The sequence below is a fragment of the Paenibacillus sp. P4_A9 genome (genome assembly GCF_056402415.1).
In genome coordinates, this window is the sequence record NZ_JBFUHL010000002.1 from 125,506 (window position 1) to 145,038 (window position 19,533).

The 19,533-nt window shown below is 48.1% G+C and carries 17 protein-coding genes and 1 riboswitch; of the genes, 13 read left to right on the top strand and 4 right to left on the bottom strand.

Features of this window, described 5'->3' with window-relative positions:
* The first annotated feature begins 14 nt into the window (after window positions 1–14).
* From AC1DVJ_RS02875 to AC1DVJ_RS02920, 10 genes are all read left to right on the top strand, one after another.
* Complete coding sequence (locus AC1DVJ_RS02875; protein WP_477588204.1) at window positions 15–2,315, top strand: DUF4962 domain-containing protein; 2,301 nt, start codon at window positions 15–17, stop codon at window positions 2,313–2,315.
* A gap of 266 nt (window positions 2,316–2,581) precedes the next feature.
* Window positions 2,582–3,925, top strand: coding sequence for an extracellular solute-binding protein (locus AC1DVJ_RS02880; protein WP_477588205.1), 1,344 nt, complete (start codon window positions 2,582–2,584; stop codon window positions 3,923–3,925).
* 114 nt (window positions 3,926–4,039) lie between these two features.
* Complete coding sequence (locus AC1DVJ_RS02885; protein ID WP_477588206.1) at window positions 4,040–4,930, top strand: carbohydrate ABC transporter permease; 891 nt, start codon at window positions 4,040–4,042, stop codon at window positions 4,928–4,930.
* 17 nt (window positions 4,931–4,947) lie between these two features.
* The gene (locus tag AC1DVJ_RS02890; RefSeq protein WP_477588207.1) at window positions 4,948–5,829 is read left to right on the top strand and encodes a carbohydrate ABC transporter permease; all 882 of its coding nucleotides are present in this window, start codon (window positions 4,948–4,950) and stop codon (window positions 5,827–5,829) included.
* Between the two features lie 81 nt (window positions 5,830–5,910).
* A complete protein-coding gene (locus AC1DVJ_RS02895) occupies window positions 5,911–7,761 on the top strand; it encodes a sensor histidine kinase (protein ID WP_477588209.1) in 1,851 nt (616 codons plus the stop codon).
* 5 nt (window positions 7,762–7,766) lie between these two features.
* A complete protein-coding gene (locus tag AC1DVJ_RS02900) occupies window positions 7,767–8,963 on the top strand; it encodes a response regulator (RefSeq protein WP_477588211.1) in 1,197 nt (398 codons plus the stop codon).
* Between the two features lie 157 nt (window positions 8,964–9,120).
* Window positions 9,121–9,660 (top strand): C40 family peptidase, encoded by a 540-nt coding sequence (locus tag AC1DVJ_RS02905; RefSeq protein WP_477588212.1) that lies wholly within the window; start codon window positions 9,121–9,123, stop codon window positions 9,658–9,660.
* A gap of 82 nt (window positions 9,661–9,742) precedes the next feature.
* Window positions 9,743–10,141 (top strand): pyrophosphohydrolase domain-containing protein, encoded by a 399-nt coding sequence (locus tag AC1DVJ_RS02910; RefSeq protein WP_477588213.1) that lies wholly within the window; start codon window positions 9,743–9,745, stop codon window positions 10,139–10,141.
* 12 nt (window positions 10,142–10,153) lie between these two features.
* Window positions 10,154–10,372 carry a helix-turn-helix domain-containing protein gene (locus AC1DVJ_RS02915; protein WP_477588214.1) on the top strand — a complete coding sequence of 73 codons (219 nt, stop codon included), beginning with the start codon at window positions 10,154–10,156 and terminating at the stop codon, window positions 10,370–10,372.
* Window positions 10,373–10,541: 169 nt separating this feature from the next.
* Window positions 10,542–10,742, top strand: a complete 201-nt coding sequence (locus tag AC1DVJ_RS02920; RefSeq protein WP_028555213.1) for a cold-shock protein — start codon at window positions 10,542–10,544, stop codon at window positions 10,740–10,742.
* 121 nt (window positions 10,743–10,863) lie between these two features.
* Here AC1DVJ_RS02920 and AC1DVJ_RS02925 read toward each other — a convergent pair whose 3' ends face one another.
* The 4 genes from AC1DVJ_RS02925 to AC1DVJ_RS02940 all read right to left on the bottom strand — a co-directional run bounded on the left by AC1DVJ_RS02925 (window position 10,864) and on the right by AC1DVJ_RS02940 (window position 17,063).
* A complete protein-coding gene (locus AC1DVJ_RS02925; RefSeq protein ID WP_477588215.1) occupies window positions 10,864–11,049 on the bottom strand; it encodes a hypothetical protein in 186 nt (61 codons plus the stop codon).
* A 150-nt stretch (window positions 11,050–11,199) separates the two neighbouring features.
* Window positions 11,200–12,534 carry a 5'-deoxyadenosine deaminase gene (locus tag AC1DVJ_RS02930; protein ID WP_477588217.1) on the bottom strand — a complete coding sequence of 445 codons (1,335 nt, stop codon included), beginning with the start codon at window positions 12,532–12,534 and terminating at the stop codon, window positions 11,200–11,202.
* 72 nt (window positions 12,535–12,606) lie between these two features.
* Window positions 12,607–12,706, bottom strand: a riboswitch (purine riboswitch).
* A 167-nt stretch (window positions 12,707–12,873) separates the two neighbouring features.
* A complete protein-coding gene (locus AC1DVJ_RS02935) occupies window positions 12,874–14,958 on the bottom strand; it encodes a multicopper oxidase family protein (protein ID WP_477588218.1) in 2,085 nt (694 codons plus the stop codon).
* A 23-nt stretch (window positions 14,959–14,981) separates the two neighbouring features.
* Window positions 14,982–17,063 carry a multicopper oxidase family protein gene (locus AC1DVJ_RS02940; protein ID WP_477588220.1) on the bottom strand — a complete coding sequence of 694 codons (2,082 nt, stop codon included), beginning with the start codon at window positions 17,061–17,063 and terminating at the stop codon, window positions 14,982–14,984.
* Window positions 17,064–17,371: 308 nt separating this feature from the next.
* On the opposite strand from AC1DVJ_RS02940, the gene AC1DVJ_RS02945 reads away from it, so the two are divergent.
* From AC1DVJ_RS02945 to AC1DVJ_RS02955, 3 genes are all read left to right on the top strand, one after another.
* Window positions 17,372–17,572 (top strand): cold-shock protein, encoded by a 201-nt coding sequence (locus tag AC1DVJ_RS02945; protein WP_028555206.1) that lies wholly within the window; start codon window positions 17,372–17,374, stop codon window positions 17,570–17,572.
* Between the two features lie 90 nt (window positions 17,573–17,662).
* Window positions 17,663–17,890 (top strand): cold-shock protein, encoded by a 228-nt coding sequence (locus AC1DVJ_RS02950; protein ID WP_477588221.1) that lies wholly within the window; start codon window positions 17,663–17,665, stop codon window positions 17,888–17,890.
* A 126-nt stretch (window positions 17,891–18,016) separates the two neighbouring features.
* Window positions 18,017–19,480 (top strand): M23 family metallopeptidase, encoded by a 1,464-nt coding sequence (locus AC1DVJ_RS02955; protein WP_477588223.1) that lies wholly within the window; start codon window positions 18,017–18,019, stop codon window positions 19,478–19,480.
* Window positions 19,481–19,533: the final 53 nt, after the last annotated feature.

The window sequence follows — 19,533 nt, forward strand, 5'->3', positions numbered from 1 at the left end:
CGGGGGAATCATCCATGACATTATCTCCACTTTACGAACCGCAGAGCGGTGTGTTAACCGTACAATACGAGCCGAATGAGAAGACGGTGTTGCTGGAAAACCCGCCACGTTTCACGTGGATTCCGGCACAGCTGGAGCAGGATCGATATGTGCTCCAGATTGCACAATCGGAGGCCTTCTCGCCAACAGAAACGCAAACAGTTCAACCAATTTCATATAACTTATATACACCTGATGCGGCGCTTGAAGCAGGCACGTACTACTGGCGTTATGCGTTGCTCCAAGAAAATGGCGAGCAAACAGCATGGAGTTGTGTTCGACGCTTCGATGTACCGGCAGATTTGCCGGAAACGCCACTGCCAAGCAGAGCCAAGCGCTATGCAGAGGTTTCAGCTCAGCATCCAAGATTATGGCTCCAAGCATCCGAGGTAGATGCCTTCCGCAGTAAATTAGCAACAGATCGAACCTATTGCGCATGGAATGATTTCTACGAGAAGTCCGTCAAACCATGGATCGAACGAGATCTGATTGCGGAGCCTCTTCATTACCCAGGAAATAAGCGGGTAGCTAAACTGTGGCGTCAGATGTATATGGATACGCAAGAAGCACTCTATGCTGTGCGTCATCTTGCCGTAGCTGGTCAGCTTTTAAACGATACGTCCTTATTAAATCGTGCAAAAGTTTGGTTGCTCCACATCTGCACATGGGACATTAGAGGGACAACAAGTCGCGACTATAATGATGAAGCTTCCTTCCGAGTGGCAGGGGCCATCGCCTGGGGCTATGACTGGCTTTATGATCAACTTTCCGAAGCTGAAAGAAAGCAAATTCGCCACGTTCTTCTCGAACGTACACGCCAAATCGCGCAACATGTCATTGAGCATTCCAAGATCCATCATGTTCCCTTCGACAGTCACGCCGTGCGCTCCTTATCCAGCGTGCTTGTGCCTTGCTGCATCGTGCTTTTGCAGGAAGAACCGGAGGTTCAAGAGTGGTTAGACTATACGCTCGAATACTACGCGTGTCTCTACTCGCCATGGGGCGGGCCGGACGGAGGCTGGGCCGAAGGTCCGATGTATTGGACGACGGGGATGGCTTTTGTCACGGAAGCGATGAATTTACTGAAGAAATATACGGGGATTAACTTCTATAAACGACCATTTTTCGCTAAAACGGGCGATTTTCCGCTGTATGCGTTCAGTCCAGACACCTTGCGGGCAAGCTTTGGCGATCAATCGACATTGGGTGATCCGGTCAGCCTGAAAACCGGCTTCAACATCCGCCAATTTGCAGGCGTGACAGGAAACGGCTTGTATCAGTGGTATTTCGAACGCGTCAAAGAGACAGATACGGATTCGGAAATGAAATTTTACAATTACGGCTGGTGGGATTTCCGGTTTGATGAGATGGTGTACCGTCACGACTATCCGCAAGTTGAAGCTATCGCGCCAACAGACGCGAATATTCAGTCCGTCAAATGGTTCCGTGACATCGACTGGGTCGCTTTCCACTCGAATATGGCTGATCCAGAACGTCACATTATGCTGCTTACGAAGAGCAGTAAATATGGCTCTGTCAGCCATAGTCATGGCGACCAGAACGGCTTCTTGCTGCATGCCTACGGCGAGCCGCTGGCTATCGAGAGCGGTTACTACGTGGCGTTCAGCTCCACCATGCATATGGATTGGCGCAGACAGACACGCTCGACGAACAACATCCTGATTGATGGCCTGGGCCAATATGCGGAGAAGAATAAAGTGTTGAACATGGCGGCCAATGGTTTTGTTGAAATTGCCGAACAGCGCAAGGGCTACGGATATTCCCGCAGCAACGCAACCGCGGCATACCAAGAATACGTGCCATACCTGGAACGGTACGTACGTGAGTTGTATTTCTTCGGCACCTACGTTGTGGTCGTCGATCATATCGATCTGGCGCAGGCTGGGACTGTTGATTGGCTTTTCCAGACATTGTATGAAATGAAGCTGCAAGGTCAGATGTTTAAAGTTCAAGGCCGTAAGGCCGATATGGACGGCCGATTTGTTTACTGTTCCTCAGGTGAGCTAGAGCTTTCACAGCATCAAAGCTTCACAGATATCGATCAATCTGAGATCGAGGGATTACCGCCGCACTATCATTTGAAGGCAACAACGAAGCCTGCTCGCAGCCACCGCATCGCGACACTTCTTGTCCCGATTAAGCACGGCGAACCGAAATACGTGTCGTATTTCATGGACGATCAAGGCTTTGACGTTCACATCTACTTCACCCAAGACGGTATCACGAACCGCGTAGAAGTGCCAAAGGCCTACTAAAAAATCCTGTTTAACCAAGCGATTCCGAGTCAGCGTGAGCTGCCAAGGGGTCGCTTTTTCTTTTCTGTTTTCCCTTTTCATTCTCCCTGTAATTCGCATCGAACTTCGTTTAGTTCATAAATAAACCGCCTTGCGGGAAAGTTATCTGGGGAGATAAACCTATAAAAATCAAACATGATACCTAAAGTTCACGCATTGTAAGGGGTACTATTTTCACGTCATAATAAGGACATAAAGACAATCACTCAAAACGAGGGGGATTTACATTGGTGAAAAAGTACAAATCACTACAAGTCATTGCGGCGAGCTTGCTTGCAATTAGTTTAACAGCGTGCGGTTCAAGCGGAAGCAGTTCAAGCACGACTTCACCGGCTGCAGGGGCAACAACAGCACCAGCTGCTGAGAAAAAAGAAAACATCACAATTACATTCCAAAACATATATCCGGATCCAACAGATCCGAAAAACGGTATGTTGAAGAAAATCGTAAACGACTACCAAACGAAAAACCCGAACATCAAAATCGAGCTTGATTCCTTGAACACGGATCAACAAAAATTGAAATTGAAAACGCAAGCGGCTTCCAAAGAAGTTCCAGACATCACTGTCGTGAACCCAGCTGCGCAAATGCAACCATTCGTTGATGCAGGCCTATTCGCTCCTTTGAATGACATGGTTGAGCAAAACGGACTTAAAGGTACATTCCAAGAAGGAATCCTTAACTGGTATACGTTCAAAAATAACCTGTACGCTTTGCCAGATGGTAACAACATCGCAGTTGTTTACTACAACAAAGACTTGTTCAAACAAGCTGGCGTTGAAGTACCGAAAACATTCGAAGACATGGTTGCAGCTGTAAAAACACTAAAAGGCAAAGGCATTCAGCCAATGGCGATCGGTGAAAAAGATTCCTGGACTGGTTCCTTCTTGTTCATGAACGTATTGCTTCGCACTAACGGCGGTCCTGGATTCTTGCAAGCCGTTGTTGATGGTAAGAAAACATTCTCTGATCCAGCATTCACAGATGCAGTTAGCTCTTTCGAAGACTTGATCCAAGCTGGCGCATTCCAAGAAGGCGCAACATCGTTTGATTACAACGCAGGTGAAAACTTGTTCAAAACAGGTAAAGCAGCTATGTACTTCATGGGTAGCTGGGCAACTGGCGGTATCGAAACATCTTCCGTTAACGGTAAAGTTGGCGTATTCCAATTCCCAACAGTTAAAGGTAAAGGTAACCCAGATGAGTTCATGTTAGCGCCAGGTTCCGCATTCGCAGTATCTGCTAACAGCAAGCACTTGAAAGAAACGAAAGATTTCTTGAACTACTTCATGTTGAACTTCCCTAAAGAAGCTTTCGCAGTTAAAGGCGCTGTAGGTATCGCACAAAAAGTTGACGGCGACTTCAAAGCTGCTGGATACTCCGATATGGCAATGGACGTTCTTGCATTGTTCAAGAAAGTTAAAGGCGGCGACCTTGCGTTCGATAACACGATGAACCCAGGCACTGCACAAGGTCACTTAACAAGCATTCAAAACCTTTTCGTACAAAAAGTAGATCCTGCTACTGTAGCGAAAGAGCACCAAACTGCTTACGATACAAACAAAAAATAACATGTAGTCACAATCTAGTAGCCCAATAGGGATTTGCCTTGAGTGCCGTGAGTGGTGCTCAGGGTAAGTTCCCATTGGTATATCATCCCCATCCCCATGAAGGAGGCGAGCCAAGTGAATGTGTTAAGAGTCTCCAAGTGGACGATTGCCATGTTTGTACTGCCCTGTTTGATTATCTATGTTGGTCTTGTGTTTGTACCTATCCTTGTGTCCATGTATAGTGGATTGTTGGAGTGGAACGGGATTGGCACTTCGAAATTCATTGGACTTGAAAATTTCCGCACGATGCTTTTCCATGACCCTGTGTTCTGGCTGTCAGTGAAACGCACATTAATGTTTGCTGTATTTTCCATGTGTGAAATCCCAATTGCATTGGGTGTAGCCATTTTACTTAATCGTTTTGTTAAAAAACCGAATTTCCTCGTTTCTGCGTACTTTTTACCGGTTATTTTATCAGTTGTCATCGTTGGTCAATTGTGGAAAACCATTTATAATCCTGCGTCAATGGGCGGTATGCTCAATCAAGTTTTAGATTTACTACACTTACATAGCTGGACGAGATCATGGTTAACTGATCCTAAAATTGCTATGTATTCACTCTACTTCGTGGCCCTGTGGCAGTACTTGGGTTATCACACATTGATCCAGTTTACTGGTATTCAGAACATCCCGGCTGATATTTATGAGGCAGCGCGTCTCGATGGAGCAGAAGGCCTTAAAGCCGACTGGTATATTACTTTCCCTATGAATATTCCGATTTTCAAAATATCGATCGTCCTTGCTTTCATCGGTTCCCTACAAGCGTTTGACATGATTATGGTTATGACGGGCGGCGGACCTGCTCATGCAACAGATGTGATTTCAACCCTGATGTACAACAACTCATTCCTTTCCTTGAAATATGGATATGGAAGTGCGATTGCAGCCTTCTTGGTTGTGGTATGTCTAGTGGCAACAATTATTATTAACACACTATTTAACCGCTTAGAGAGAAAATTTTCGTGAGGAAGGGAAGTGTCACCATGCTTAACGCCAGGGAAGCAGCTTCGGCTAAACCTGCCATCATACGGAGACGCAAAAGCTTCTCTATCCTAAAAGTTCTCGTCATAGCCTTGTTGTCACTACTTGTCGTCACACAAGTTTATCCATTGCTTTGGCTACTTATTTATTCATTAAAAACCAATGAGGAAATTCTCTCAGGTCGTTTTTTCTCCTTACCGCACGTGCTCCAATGGAAGAACTTCACCGATGCCATTAAAGCCGGGCATTACTTTCAATATTTAAAGAACAGCCTATTTGTTACCTTAATTACAATGGTTTGTGTGCTTTTCTTAAGTTCATTGACGGCCTTTGCGATTACACGGTTCAAATGGAAATACGGTCAATTGGTCATGGTAATCTTCCTTATTGGAATGATGGTACCCATGCAGGCAACGTTATTGCCGCTTATGATTATTTTCAAAAACATGCATATCCTGAACACGCATCTTTCCATCATTTTGCCTTACATTGCGTTTCAGACGCCAGTTGCCGTCTTTATCCTTAGCGGCTTCATGAAGTCTATTCCGGCTGAGATTGAAGAGTCGGCGGTCGTGGATGGGGCGGGAGTCTTTAAGATTTTCAGCGGCATCATGCTTCCCATTTCAATTCCTCCGATGATGACGGTGTGTATTCTAACCTTCATTAATATCTGGAACGAGTATATCCTCGCGGCGACATTTATCTCGTCCGAGCGGCTTAAGACGCTTCCTTTTGGGGTTAACAGCTTCGTAAGTCAGTACTCCGTTAACTATGGAGCGATCGGTGCATTCCTTGTCCTAGGTGCGCTGCCGGTTATTCTCGTGTACTTCTTATTAGCGGATAAAATTACAAAAGGTATGGTAGCGGGAGCGGTGAAGGGTTAACTTCACCCCTCTCTTTTTCTGTTTGTGGGCAGGTATGGTAAAATAGCCAATACCGCATAACGAAAGGGGATGATATTTCGCATGACACGAGGTTTTAATTCCATTCATAATCGGCTATTCATGCTATTTATCTCGTCTATGCTCGTGCTCGTGCTGCTCGTCAGTGTGCTCTATTATCAGAAAACAACGCAAATTATACATAATAAGATCTCCGATTTAGCGCAAAAAAATATTTCGCAAACTGTAGGCTTATTTGATTTGCTCTTACAAGGCTATGATAGTATTACGAAATCATTGAATAGTAACTTTGAGATGCTTCGCTTGATTGAGGATCGCGATACCAATACCGATATGACAGCCAACATCTTAAATGAACGGACGATTACGAACATTCTAGGCGCGATTTATTATTCACGAGATGACATTATCGGCATTCATGTGATTACCAATGCGGGTAAAAACTATAACTACGAGCGCGGCTTCAATAGCGTCATCGATCTGAACTATTCGGCCACGGATTGGTATCAGAAGCTGCAGGATTCCTCAGGGGAGATGGTCTGGCTAGGGTTGGTACAGGGTTCGGTCATTAACCAATTTCAGCGAGATCCGTTATTTGTATTTGGTCGGAAATTATACGATCTCACGGATCATCGAGTGATTGGCGTTATGCTCATCGAAACGAATCCAAGACCAATCTTGGATGCACTTTCGAACGTAACGATCAGTCCGAATAGCCGCGTCTACATTGTGGATCGAGAGAATCGATTGATTGCTACGCCAGCGGAAGATAAGGCGTCGACGCCTACGTTCAGCGGCCTGCCGCGCCCTCAAGGCAACGAGATCATTATCGATGATCGGACGGAGCAATTGATTGTCGCAGCGAATGCCAAGATGTCGGATTGGACCGTTTTCGGCTTAACACCCAAAGAGGATATCAATGCGGAAGTCGTGAAAACGAGAGAGTACCTATATGTTGTAATCGTTGTACTCATTATCCTTTCCACGGCATTGGCGAGTCTGATTTCGCAGAATATTGCCTCCCCGCTGAAGCTGCTGATCCGTGAGATGAAGCAAGTGGAGATGGGGAATTTCAAAGGCTCGGTGACGGTCAAATCCTTTGAGGAAATTAACTCGCTAGTGTCTTCCTTTAATCGCATGGTGAATCGGATGGATGAGCTGATTGAACGTATTACGTTGGCTTCCATGAGTGAGAAGAATGCCGAGCTGCAGGCGCTGCAGTCTCAGGTAAATCCTCATTTCCTCTATAACACCTTGGATATGATTTATTGGATGCTGGATGAACGAGAGAATGATCACTTAGGCAAAGTCATCCTGGCGTTGTCTCATATGTTCCGGTACAGCAGTGATTGGCAGGAAGCGTCCAAAACGACGCTGCAGCAAGAGCTGGATCAGATGCGCCATTATATGACGATCATTGAGAACCGCTTAGAGGGCAGGGTAAGTACGGAGATTCATATTGATCCTGAGTGGCTGGATGTTGTTCTGCCCAAAATGACGCTGCAGCCCATCATCGAGAATGCCGTTAAGTACGGGCTGGAGCCACTGCGAGAGCCTGGGGTGCTTCGGGTATTCGCCCAGGTGCATGAGCAAGAGTTGCATATCATTATCTCCGATAATGGTGTGGGGATTGAGGAAGGTCTTCTTCGCCAGATGCAGGAAAGACTTGTAGAAGATGCGCGCATGATTGGTGATCCGTACACCTATAAAGCAGGTGACAAGGCAACCGAGAAGGCAACTGACTTGCAGCCCATCCAGGGCAGCAAGATGACGCGGAGAGGCATCGGTCTTACCAATGTACATCGACGTATTGTATTACTGTTCGGTGAGGCCTACGGACTCCGGATAGAAAGTAAACAAGAGGTAGGAACTACGGTTATCATTGCGATGCCGCTTCCTCGTAAGGGGGTATAACAATCATGGATATTCTTATCGTTGATGACGAAACCATTATTCTGCAAGGCATTCAACGCACGCTTCAGAATCGCTTTCCCGAGCATACGATCCATTTAGCCTCGCATGCGGAGCAAGCCATAAGTATACTTCGCAGTCAAACGATTCATATCGTGCTAACGGACATACTGATGCCTGGGATGACGGGTCTAGAGCTTATGAATATGTCGCGCAGCCGCCATCCCCATGTGAAATGGGTTGTGATCTCCGCTTATTCGGAGTTTTCCTACGCGCAAGAGGCTGTGCGTCTTGGAGCAAAGGACTATTTGCTCAAGCCGATCGGCAAAGAAGTGCTGAGCGAAATGATTCGCAAGCTGAGCGAGGAGATTGCCCATGATACAGAACTGATCGAGGAAGCAGAGCTGCTTAAGACGAATCGCAAATTTTTGCAGGAAGCTGTTTTCCAGCGTTGGGTGCAGGGTCTAGATACGGGGCGTATCGATATGGGACCTTTCGTGGAGCAGCACCCTTATTTCTATTTAATCATGGTCAAAATGGAGACCGATAAAGCCGTCTTCCTCGAAAATTTCATTATCGAGAACGTCCTGCAAGAGCTGATTGACCGCTACGGCAAGGGCTTCGTGACGGTTCACGACAGCAAGAGCCTGCTGGGACTCGTCACGCCGCCCGAAGGAACAAGTATTGCGCAGCTCATCGAGGAGCTTCGCAGTCATCTCATTAAATATTTGAAGGTTCCTTTCCAAATCATGAGTACGGAACGGATCGAACAGTTCCAATCGGTGCCCGCGGAGGTTCAGCGGATGCGGCAGGCGTCAACCACACAGGTCTATGAGCATCATGCCAGCGGCAGTGATCGTTCCGTTGAAGTTGCTCTCCAATATATGCGCACCCACTATCATGACGACCTTTCCCTTGAGAAAGTGGCGTCGATTGTGTATTTGAACCCTGTGTACTTTAGTCAGCTGTTTAAGCAGAAGACGGGTCAGGGCTTTAAGGAGTTTGTGATTAACCTCCGATTGGAACAGGCGAAGCAGCTGCTTATGAATCCGAAGATGAAGCTTGCGGACGTCGCGGAGCGCATTGGCTATCAAGATATTAGGCATTTCTCCCAAGTGTTTAAAAAGAAATATGGGGTTACGCCGTCGGAGTTTCGTCTGGAGCACACAGGCGATAAAGCGGATACATTGCTGTCAAGAGATTGATTCTCATTGAATTCTCATGGAATTCTCAGAATAATACCTACAATTAGGCGTGACGCGACTTTCCTCCGTTGCTGTTAAATATTAGGGCATTTGGTCTGTGCTATGGTAGTAGCAGGTCAAGCAAGCTCATATTTAATCTCAAAGGAGGAAATCAATCATGAATTTTGTGAAAAAGAACCGCCTTAGCCAATCTGTCGTAGGTCTAAGTCTTTCCTTGTTAGTCGCGGGAACTGCGTTGTTAAGCCCGCAGGCGGCCTCTGCTGCCACGGGGACTACCAGTTCAACTGTAACAAGCACTTCAGCTACATCACTGAGCACGTCCCGCGTAGACAGCATTCTACGTACAGCGAAATCGTATATCGGGAAGGTTACCTACCGCTACGGTACGAGAAACACAAGCCGTCTCATCCTAGATTGCTCTGCCTATACACAACTCGTATTCAGCAAGAATGGGATTTCGATCCCATGGAGCTCCCAAGCGCAAGCTAAATTGGGAACCCGGGTCTCCAAGAAGACAAGCCTAAGCAAGGGTGACCTAGTGATGTTCAGTACATCGACACCTGGTCGTGTTAATCATGTAGGCATTTATATCGGCAATGGGCAGTTCATTAGCAATACAACCAGCTCTGGTGTTGTCGTACGTGAAATGAACTCAGGCTATTGGAAAGACCGTTTTATTATGGGACGTCACTTGTAGTAGAAGATCTGATATTGACCGCAACTCCTCCAAATGGTATATAGTAGAAAACGAAAACCATGGTAAGGGAGTTTAAAATAAAATGACATTAAAGCTAGCTTTTGAAGCTGTGAAAAAGTTTCATGAAACATTTGAGCATCCGGTGGGCGCGTCGCCACAGCGCCTATCCGCTCAGCGTAAGGCCGCGCGCCTGGCGTGGATGCAAGAAGAGCTGAATGAATTTGAAGAAGCAGCTACTTTAGAAGATGAAGTCGATGCTATGATCGATGAATTGTATTTTGTCCTAGGAACACTTGTTGAAATGGGTGTAGAGCCAGGACCGATTTTTGATATCGTTCAGCACGCGAACATGTCCAAGGTTTGGCCAGATGGTAAGGTTCATAAGAATGAAATGGGTAAAACCATCAAGCCGCCAGCCTGGGAAGACCCATTCGACAAAATTAGAACTGAAATTCATAGACAAAAAAAGTTGGAAAGTTGAGGTGAGGCGATCATGGCCTTCCATATTCGGCTCAAAGAGCTGCGGCAACAGCAAAATCTCACACTTCGTAAATTAGGTGAGAAAGCAGGGATCTCTTATTCCATCCTAAATTCCATCGAAAATGGTCGAATCGTCCCGTCGAAAGATGTCGCATTAGCACTAGCTGTGGCGCTTAAAGTTGACGATAGAGAATCCTTTATAGCTTTAGCAATAAATCCCTCTCAGGTATAATTGCAATACCTAATATTGTGTGGTACAGTATTAATAGTCTTAAAGGGAAAACCTGAGTTGCGTATTGCAAAGGGTTATCATTTAAGTAAATGAAACCTTTTCCAATGTGTAATTTTTTTGTTCGAAACAAGAAAAAAGACATGTTAATAAAACTTTGGAGGTATTACCCATGGCAGTAGGAACAGTTAAATGGTTTAACGCAGAAAAAGGATTTGGATTTATCGAAGTTGAAGGTGGAAACGATGTATTCGTACATTTCTCCGCAATCACTGGCGAAGGTTTCAAATCTTTGGACGAAGGCCAACGCGTTGAGTTCAACGTAGTTCAAGGCAACCGCGGACCACAAGCTGAGAACGTTGTAAAACTGTAAGCTTCAGCTTGCAAATATAGCATTCTCTAGAAAGACCCTTAACTTTTAGTTAAGGGTTTTTCTTTTTGCGTTTAGGAGGGGCTGCTAGTTTGAGCTGATGGCTTACGTGTATTCATAGCATCTACAAGGAGAGTAGATGAATGGGAGCAGGCACTTCACTTGGCGGCGCTAGCCGCAGGAGAAGCAGGAGCTGCCCTAGCCGAGTCTGAGTATCTCGTCCGGCCACGCGCTCCGTCGCTGCCCGGACGAGATGCTCGACGCGCGCTACGCGGTCTTGTGGGCGTATATCCGCTACTGCGTGGAACACGCGTTAGAAGCCGGCTGATCCATCGTTGAAGCGGCGCTGGATCAGCAAGGAGCCGCCTATTCGGTGCAGAAGCTCACGCGAAAAAAGCGCAAGCAGCCCAAACGGGATACTCACGCTCTCATTTATCTCGCAGAACCAGCGCTACAACGATTAACGCAGGTTAGCCCTCTTCAGTAACCGCTGAATCGAGCGGTTTGCTTCCGGCAGGACGATGTCCTTATCAACCGTCAGCAGGATGCGGTTCTCCATGACGATCCGACCATTGATGATCGTCGTCTCCACATCGGCGCGCGTCGCTGAGTAGACGATGCGCGAGATCGGATCCACGTCGTAGGACGGATACGTGTGGAAGTTGTTGAGATCGAGGATCGCTAAGTCGGCTTTCTTGCCGACTTCGAGCGAACCGATATCATCGGCCATGCCGACCGCGCGAGCGCCGCCGATGGTCGCCATACGAAACACCGTCTGTGCGTTCATCGCCGTCGGTCCGTGGATGGGCTTCTGGATGAGCGCAGCGAGCCGCATCTCGTTGAACATATCGAGATTGTTGTTGCACGGCGCGCCATCCGCTCCTAAGCTGACAGAGATGTCCAGCTTCAACAGGTCTGGCGTTTCGGCGATCCCTGAAGCCAGCTTCAGGTTGGAGCCTGGGCAGTGGCTGACATGCACGCCACGCTCGTGGATGATGCGTTTTTCCTCATCATCGAGCCAGATGCAGTGCGCCAAGATCAGCCGCTCATTGGCTAGACCAAGATGATCGAGGTAGACGACATTGCGCATGCCCGTTTCGGCTTGCACGATTTCGATTTCCCCGCGATTTTCAGACGCGTGCGTGTGTACTTTCACTTTGTACTGTTCCGACAAATTGCGAACCTCACGCAGCAGTTCCTCCGTACACGAGATGACGAAACGCGGAGAAAACGCGTACTGGATACGTCCGTCGTCATGACCGTTCCATTTTTCCAGTAAATCAACGCTTTGTTGAAGCGATTCCGTTGTGTTTTCCTGTAAGGCGAACGGAACCTCGTCCCCTTTGTCCATCATCACCTTGCCAGATAACGCACGAATGCCGCTCTGTGCAATAGCCTGAAAAGCGAAATCCGTGTGATGCACCGTCTCCATATCCACGATCGTTGTGGTGCCGCTTTGAATTAACTCCCCGATACCGAGCATCGCGGAGTAATAGATTGATTCTTCGTCATGGGCGGCTTCCAGCGGCCAGATCCGCTTTTTCAACCAATCCATCAACTCGAGATCGTCCCCTTTCCCGCGGAACAACGTCTGACACAGATGAATGTGCGTTTGAATAAAGCCGGGAATGACGGTGCGGTTCTTAGCGTTGATGATTTTATCTGCCTGTGCGGGATTCAAATCCGGTCCAATGGCGGTAATGCGGTCATTTTCGATCAACATATCCCCGTTTATTATGTCTCCATTGCGGTTCATGGTCACGATCTGCGCATCTTTAATTAAAATAGTTGTCATCGTTCAAAAACCTCCCACTCCCCTAATGTATGAAAATGTAGGCATAAAAAAAACTAGCCATGAAAAATATGCCTGTCAGCGCACATTTTTCGTAGCTAGAAATTTACGGTTTCTAAGTAGAGACCCTTAATCCAATTATTAAGGTTATACGAAAGAAGTCATATGCAATTATGTCGTGCCTGCTTTCTCATAGCGTAATCCGCAGAGACCGATTTGTCAACGGTGTGTAAGTTAATGTGACATCCCCTCCCTCTTTTTTGAAAAAACAGCTTCCAATTGTTGAAATTGCGCGATAAAAAGAGATAATTGCTTATTCAGGATGATTAGACGTTGCACTTCCTATGGAATAGGGCGTTGTGATCCCTCATACATCAAATGCATGGTCATCCCTGCACTCGCATGCTGCAGATTGTGGCAATGGTCCATCCAAAGGCCGGGATTATCCGCGACAAAAGCAACCTCGTAAATCTCTCCTGCGGCAACATTCAACGTATCTACCCACCAAGGACTCCCGGTCGAAGGTTGTCCGTTTCGGCTCAGCACCAACATATGGTGTCCGTGCACATGCATCGGATGGCTAGCACTGCTATGATTGGCGATCGTCGTTTTCACAACGTCTCCCTCTTTTACCATGAGCATTGGCGTGTCGGGAAATAGCCTTCCGTTAATCGTAAACGAATACGTGAACGCTCCATTGAAGAATCCTAATCTTTTATCTAAAATCAGCTGGAATTCACGGTCGTATTGACCGGTGAATACGGCAACAGCATTGGCATCTGGACTGCCGTACTTCAATGGGTCCCAAACGGATCCACGCTCATTCGCAGCATCGCCGAAATTACCGTCCTTGCCATCTGGACTCATCAACAAGGAGGCATGGTTACCCCTCTCTTTCTCGGGCTGTGGACCTAGTAGCACATACCCCTGCGGCATGGTGAATGTGACGTCATAGCGTCCGCCTGCTGCGAGGAGTAAATCTTTCTCCACTAGATCTGTGGGCCCATGCAGATTCGTTCCATCAATGGCGGCCACTTGAAAGGCCGTACCTAATAGCTTAAACGTCATCGGTGCATTGTCTGTATTAATAAGACGTAAGCGAACGAGCGTACCCGGCGTAATCCGCTGGATTTGACGCGTATCCGAAGCTCCAAAAGAGATCGTATTCGATGTACCATCTACGGTTGAGTAGGTATGTGCGACAATCGGGATGTCTAGTTCATTTGACTTATTTTCAGTCGGGGACGTAGCTGGCTCGACAATGAGAGAACCGAAAAGGCCTTTCCCCGACTCCATATACGATTGTTGATGCGAGTGGTACCAATATGTGCCCGCATCGCTGGCTTTGAAACGGTACACGTAGGTTTCACCTGGCATGACCGCATTTTGCGTTACGCCTGCGACGCCATCCTCCGCATTGGGGACGTCTAAACCATGCCAATGGAGTGTCACGCCTTCCTCAATATCAGCATTGACCAACGTGACTTCGATCAATTGGCCTTGCTTCACGCGCAGCTCTGGGCCTGGAAGCTGTTCGTTAAACGTCCATGCTTCCACCTGTTTACCCGAGCTAAGCACCACGGTTTGCTTGCTGGCCGTGAGCGTAAACCGCTGATCCGGCGTCCCTTCGCGGGGACCCGTAAGCGACGCCACGCTCACCCCACTCACGCCGTGGTGGGCGTGCACGGCATCCGCCGGCGCTGCGCCGCCGCCATAGTCCATGACCCCCGCCGCCATGTTCATTTCGGCGGGCAACCGGCTCATCTGGCTAGCTGCGCTTAGCCAGATCACTAACACAGCAGCTGCCGCTAAGACACCGGCGGCAGCGCGCAGAACCCGCACCCCGAGCCGTGGCTTCGTCCACGCGGGGCTGCGCATGGCGAGGTATCGGCGGTGCAGCCGATACCCCTGCAACAACGTGCCGACTGCGGCTAGCAGCGTCGGCACGATGATAAGCTTCACCGACAGCGGAACCGCGGTGAAGAAGGTGTAAAAGAACACGGTCATCGCGCCCAGCATGACCGCATGCACCGGCAGCGCCACCGCGATATGCGCGGCGCTACCCCGTACTTCCGCAGGCAGGGCTTCGCCCTGCGGCCCTTCCACCAGCCGAGCCATTCGCCACAGCCTCGGCACGCTCAAACCCAGCGTCGCCAGCGCTGGAGCGCCGAACAACACCAGCTCCAGCCCCAGCTTCACCTGCATCGATGGCCATCCAGTCGGCCATGAGGTCAGGATGATTGTTGCTTTGACAAAGGCTAGCACCTCACCTAACAGAATGAGGTAGAGTAGCCCCTGAGACCTGCGTCGCAGCTGCTTTTTCCCCAAGATATAGGCCAAACGACTGCTCCAATACGCAGTGATGGACCATAAAAGAAGGAGCCCGAAGGAACTAAATCCCGCGGCTCCAAATATGTCTTCAGTCATGTTTATAGTCCTCCGTGCAATGGTTATTCGGGATGATTCTGGGTGCCGCTTCCCACCGAAAATGGTGTAGTTACCCCTTCATACATGAGATGCATCGACATGCCGGCAGCAGCATGCGAAAGATTATGACAATGATCCATCCATAGCCCAGGATTATTAGCGACGAATGCGACCTCATACGTATCCCCAGGCAGAACATCCAGTGTATCCGACCACCAAGGACTGCCTGTTGAAGGCTTGCCGTTGCGCGAAAGCACAAGAACATGATGACCGTGCAAATGCATAGGGTGTTCCACAATGCCGCGGTTAATGATCGTCGTTTTGACCAAATCCCCTTCCTTCACCATGAACATCGGTGCATCCGGAAACACTTTGCCGTTTAATGTATAGAGTAAATCGAATTTTCGATTATAGAAGCCTAATTTATTATCCAAAACAAGGGTAAAATCACGATCGAATTTGCTATGCGCATCGAAAGGTGTAGCTGCAGGGCGTCCATAGGTAAGCGGATCGAAAGCTACGGTTGGCGGAACGTCAGGGATATTGCCCTGCCCATTAGGTGACAGCAGAATACCCCCATTTTTCAGGTATCCCACATTTAAATAAACAGGATGGTCCGGCATGACAAAAGTAAGATCATAACGACCCCCAGTAGTCACGACAACATGTGTATTCGTGAGGAGATCTGGTTTATTCAGGTCAATTCCGTCAATAGCCGCAACTTCAAAAGGTGTACCTACTAATGTGTATGTTTGATCAACCCAATCATCGGTGTTAATTAAACGCATGCGGACAGGCGTCCCTGGGGCAACCGTTTGGCGGTCCAATTCATCATTGGCACCAATTGCGAACGAATTTTTCCAAAGATGAGTCATTACGGTAATATCCTTCAGTGCTTGAGCAACCTCTTTCGGCTCCACGATCAAAGCTCCAAAAAGTCCCTTGCTAACGGCTTCACGTGAATCCTGGTGCGAATGATACCAGAAGCTGCCGACTTGCCCAGCGCGGAAACGGTACGTATAGCTTTCGCCAGGCATAACCGCATTTTGTGTAGCGCCAGCAACGCCATCCTCCGCATTTGGTACATCTAGACCGTGCCAATGGGCGGTTACGCCTTCTTCAATATCTTGGTTCGTTAAAGTGACCTCGATGAGTTCGCCTTCCTTCATGCGAAGCTCAGGTCCGGGAATTTGTCCGTTATACGTCCAAGCGTCGACGGTTTTGCCGGAGCTGAGTGTGACTGTATTTTTCTTCGCAACGAGTGTAAAACGACGATCTGGCGTCCCCTCTTTCGGGCCCGTTAGGTCGGCGACGGAGACCATCCCTGCCATTGCGGTCATATCATGACCGGCATGCTCTCCTGCAGCACCGCCGCCGTAATCATGCGTTCCGCTTGCCATATCAATCTCGGCTGGCAGTACGCTTTTGTCCATGGCGAATGTGATCAAATAGAAGCCAATACCCGCGATTACGACGAGAACGCCTGTCATGGTGCCAATTCTCGTCCATAGACGCGGTGCCTGATAATGCTCCGACTTCTTTACGCGCTTGGAGCGAAGCTGATGCCTCCACCAAAGCCCTGCAGCAATAATAACAAGCGCGACAAACGGAATAGTGGTTTCTACCCATTGGAATGGTACAGGTGCTACAATTGTGAAATAAAGTGATGTCATGGCGCTAAGCGCAGTTAATTGATAAGGAAAAATGAGACCAGGACTAGCGGCTCTTTGGAACATAGCAGGCTCAATCGTGGTGCTGCTTGCAGCCAAGCTATGTTTCGTTAAGGAGCGAAGCTTCAACAACTTAGGAACGGCTACGAACCATATGCTCAAAAGAGGAACAATAAGTAGAGGTGCTTGCAGATATACACGGTCCCTCCAAAAAATCGGATCCATGTTCATCTGAAACCACGCAATGGCGGCGACGATGGCAGCTCCAGGAATAGCCGGGAACCACGCCCAGAATAGCAGCTTGCGCGTTTTTCGGTTAAGATTCTCTAGGCTCCTGCTATACAGTAATCGGGACGCCTTGACGCCGCCGATCCATGTGAAAATGACGAATAATAAGCTTGCGATTACAATGGTTAAAATACTTGCGTTAAACATGACTTGGACCCTCCTAGACTCGATGTTTCAAGTATAGACCCCCTGCCTCTTGCATCAAACGGTCTTGAGACCAAGGGGCATCCTAGACTAAAGTTGGGGAGCCCATTTTTCAGTTTTACACTAGTAAAGTCTGGAAATAGGTTGCGTTTTCATAAGCGGTGTGTTATGATAAATCCAATCGACAAATAGAACCTGAATTCACATATTTTAAAGGGTTTTCATTTCTGTTAGTGAACCTTTTACAATGTGTGAATTTTTTCTCTTTGAAGAATAAAAAACATGTTAATAATTTTTGGAGGTATTTCACAATGGCTACTGGTACAGTAAAATGGTTTAACGCAGAAAAAGGTTTCGGTTTTATCGAAGTTGAAGGCGGCAACGATGTATTCGTTCACTTCTCCGCAATCCAAGGCGACGGTTTCAAAACTTTGGACGAAGGTCAAGCAGTTGAATTCAGCGTAGTTCAAGGCAACCGCGGTCCTCAAGCTGAAAACGTAGTAAAACTGTAATATAATTAAAGAGACTGCCTTTACGTAAGTAATGGCAGTCTTTTTCAATTTAAAGCTAGTTGACTCTTAGTACTCTAAGGAGGTTTATCCATGTATTCCAGAAAAAAGTCGCTTGAAGAGATGCCTCTAGAAAATGTGACGGTATGGTCTTGTGAAAAAGAAGGCTGTAAAGGCTGGATGCGAGATAATTTTGCATTCGATCACGTGCCGACATGTCATTTATGTCAGTCCACAATGGTTCGAAGTGTCAAGTTACTTCCATTAGTTAATAACACGAATGTTGATCAGAAAACGCTCAAAAAGGGCGTACAAATATAGAATAGTAAAACCCGGAGGCATAGCTGTCTTCGGGTTTTTTGTGTTACCATGAGAAGAACGAAGTCAGAGACGAAGGCGTCTAGTAAGTGGACAATCCGTCGTTATTCAAGGGAGGTAGGAACGTCTGTGAGACCAAGAAAAAGGCGTCAATGGCCACTGTTGGCTGGCGCTTGCATCCTTGCTGCTTGTGCGGTGATTCTTTTCGGCAAATATCCGTTTGAGTCAACCCTTACTTTGAATACGAATACACCTGACACGGTAGCAGCAACACCAGTGCCAACGCCAACACCACGTGTAGCTGTGGATTTTCAGATGCTCGATCTCGATCGAGGTTGGGTGAAATACGCGGACGGTATGGTTCAAACCGTTGATGGCGGTGCGCATTGGCAAGAAGCTTCGGGTACGGAAGTACTCCCGGTAGATGGTGCGGTTGATTCGATGGACAGTGAAACGATTGCTAAGCTGCTAAGTTTGGAAGCAGGGACTACAGCAAGTGTAAGTCCAGCGAGTTCAAGTAGCGATGGATCAGGTGGAGCGACCGGGGCCTCGGGAACTACTGGTTCAGCAGTTCAAGGCGGCTTAACTTCCGTTACACTGAACGGCAACTCGGTTGCTGTGAAGCAAACACAATTCGTGACACCGAAAATTGGTTGGGTGCTTTTATCCCGAACGACGGATAGCAAGAACCCTCTACTCCTCACCGCGGATGGGGGACAAACCTGGATTGATGGCATAACAGAGGACGCGAAGGCGATTATTCTTGGGGAGAAAGCGCATTTGGCACAGCTAATAGCGGAATCTTCTTTATATAAAGATGAAGCAGGCGCTAAAGCGGTCATGGGCTCTAGCTGGAAGCTCATACCGGAGCAGGCTTCGCCGGGTGATATTGTGCTTGTGCGCCATAAGGAGCCAGGCAGCGTAGCTTGGCAGGGTAAGACGTACACGCTTCAGCCATATGAAGCGGGATACTTCACGTACTTGCCAATCTCGATGAGTGTAAAAGTGGGTACGTATGCGATCGGTGATCAGACGCTGACCATCAAGGCGAAGAAGTTCGAGACGCAGTATTTGAAGGTCACTGAGCAAATGGAAAGCATGAAACAGGATACGGCGCGCATCAATACCGATCAGAAGAAGATTGATCTGGCGCGCAGCAAGTCGGAGCCGACATTTTTGTTCCGCGGGCCGTTCGTGAAGCCGATCGAGGGGATTTTGACCACGCCGTATGGGTACACCCGTTACGTGAACGGGAAATACGATAGCTCGCATATGGCCCTTGATCTGGCCGCCAAAGAAGGCACACCGATCAAGGCCACGAACGATGGGGTTATCGCGCTAGCAGAAACCCTGTATTTGACCGGCAATGCCATCTATATTGACCATGGGATGGAGCTGTTCTCGCAGTACGCGCATCTCTCCGAGCTGCGTGTGAAGGTTGGCGACCGCGTCAAGCAGGGCGACATTATCGGGCTAGTCGGCACGACGGGCTTCTCCACCGGGCCGCATCTGCATTTTACGTTCTGGGCGCATAATATCCAGGCCAATCCGGACTTGTTTTTTAATACAACCCCGTTTCAGTGGGGGAAATGATAGTAGTGTGAGACATCAGCCTGGGCTGGTGTCTTTTTGCATGCTTGCGAATA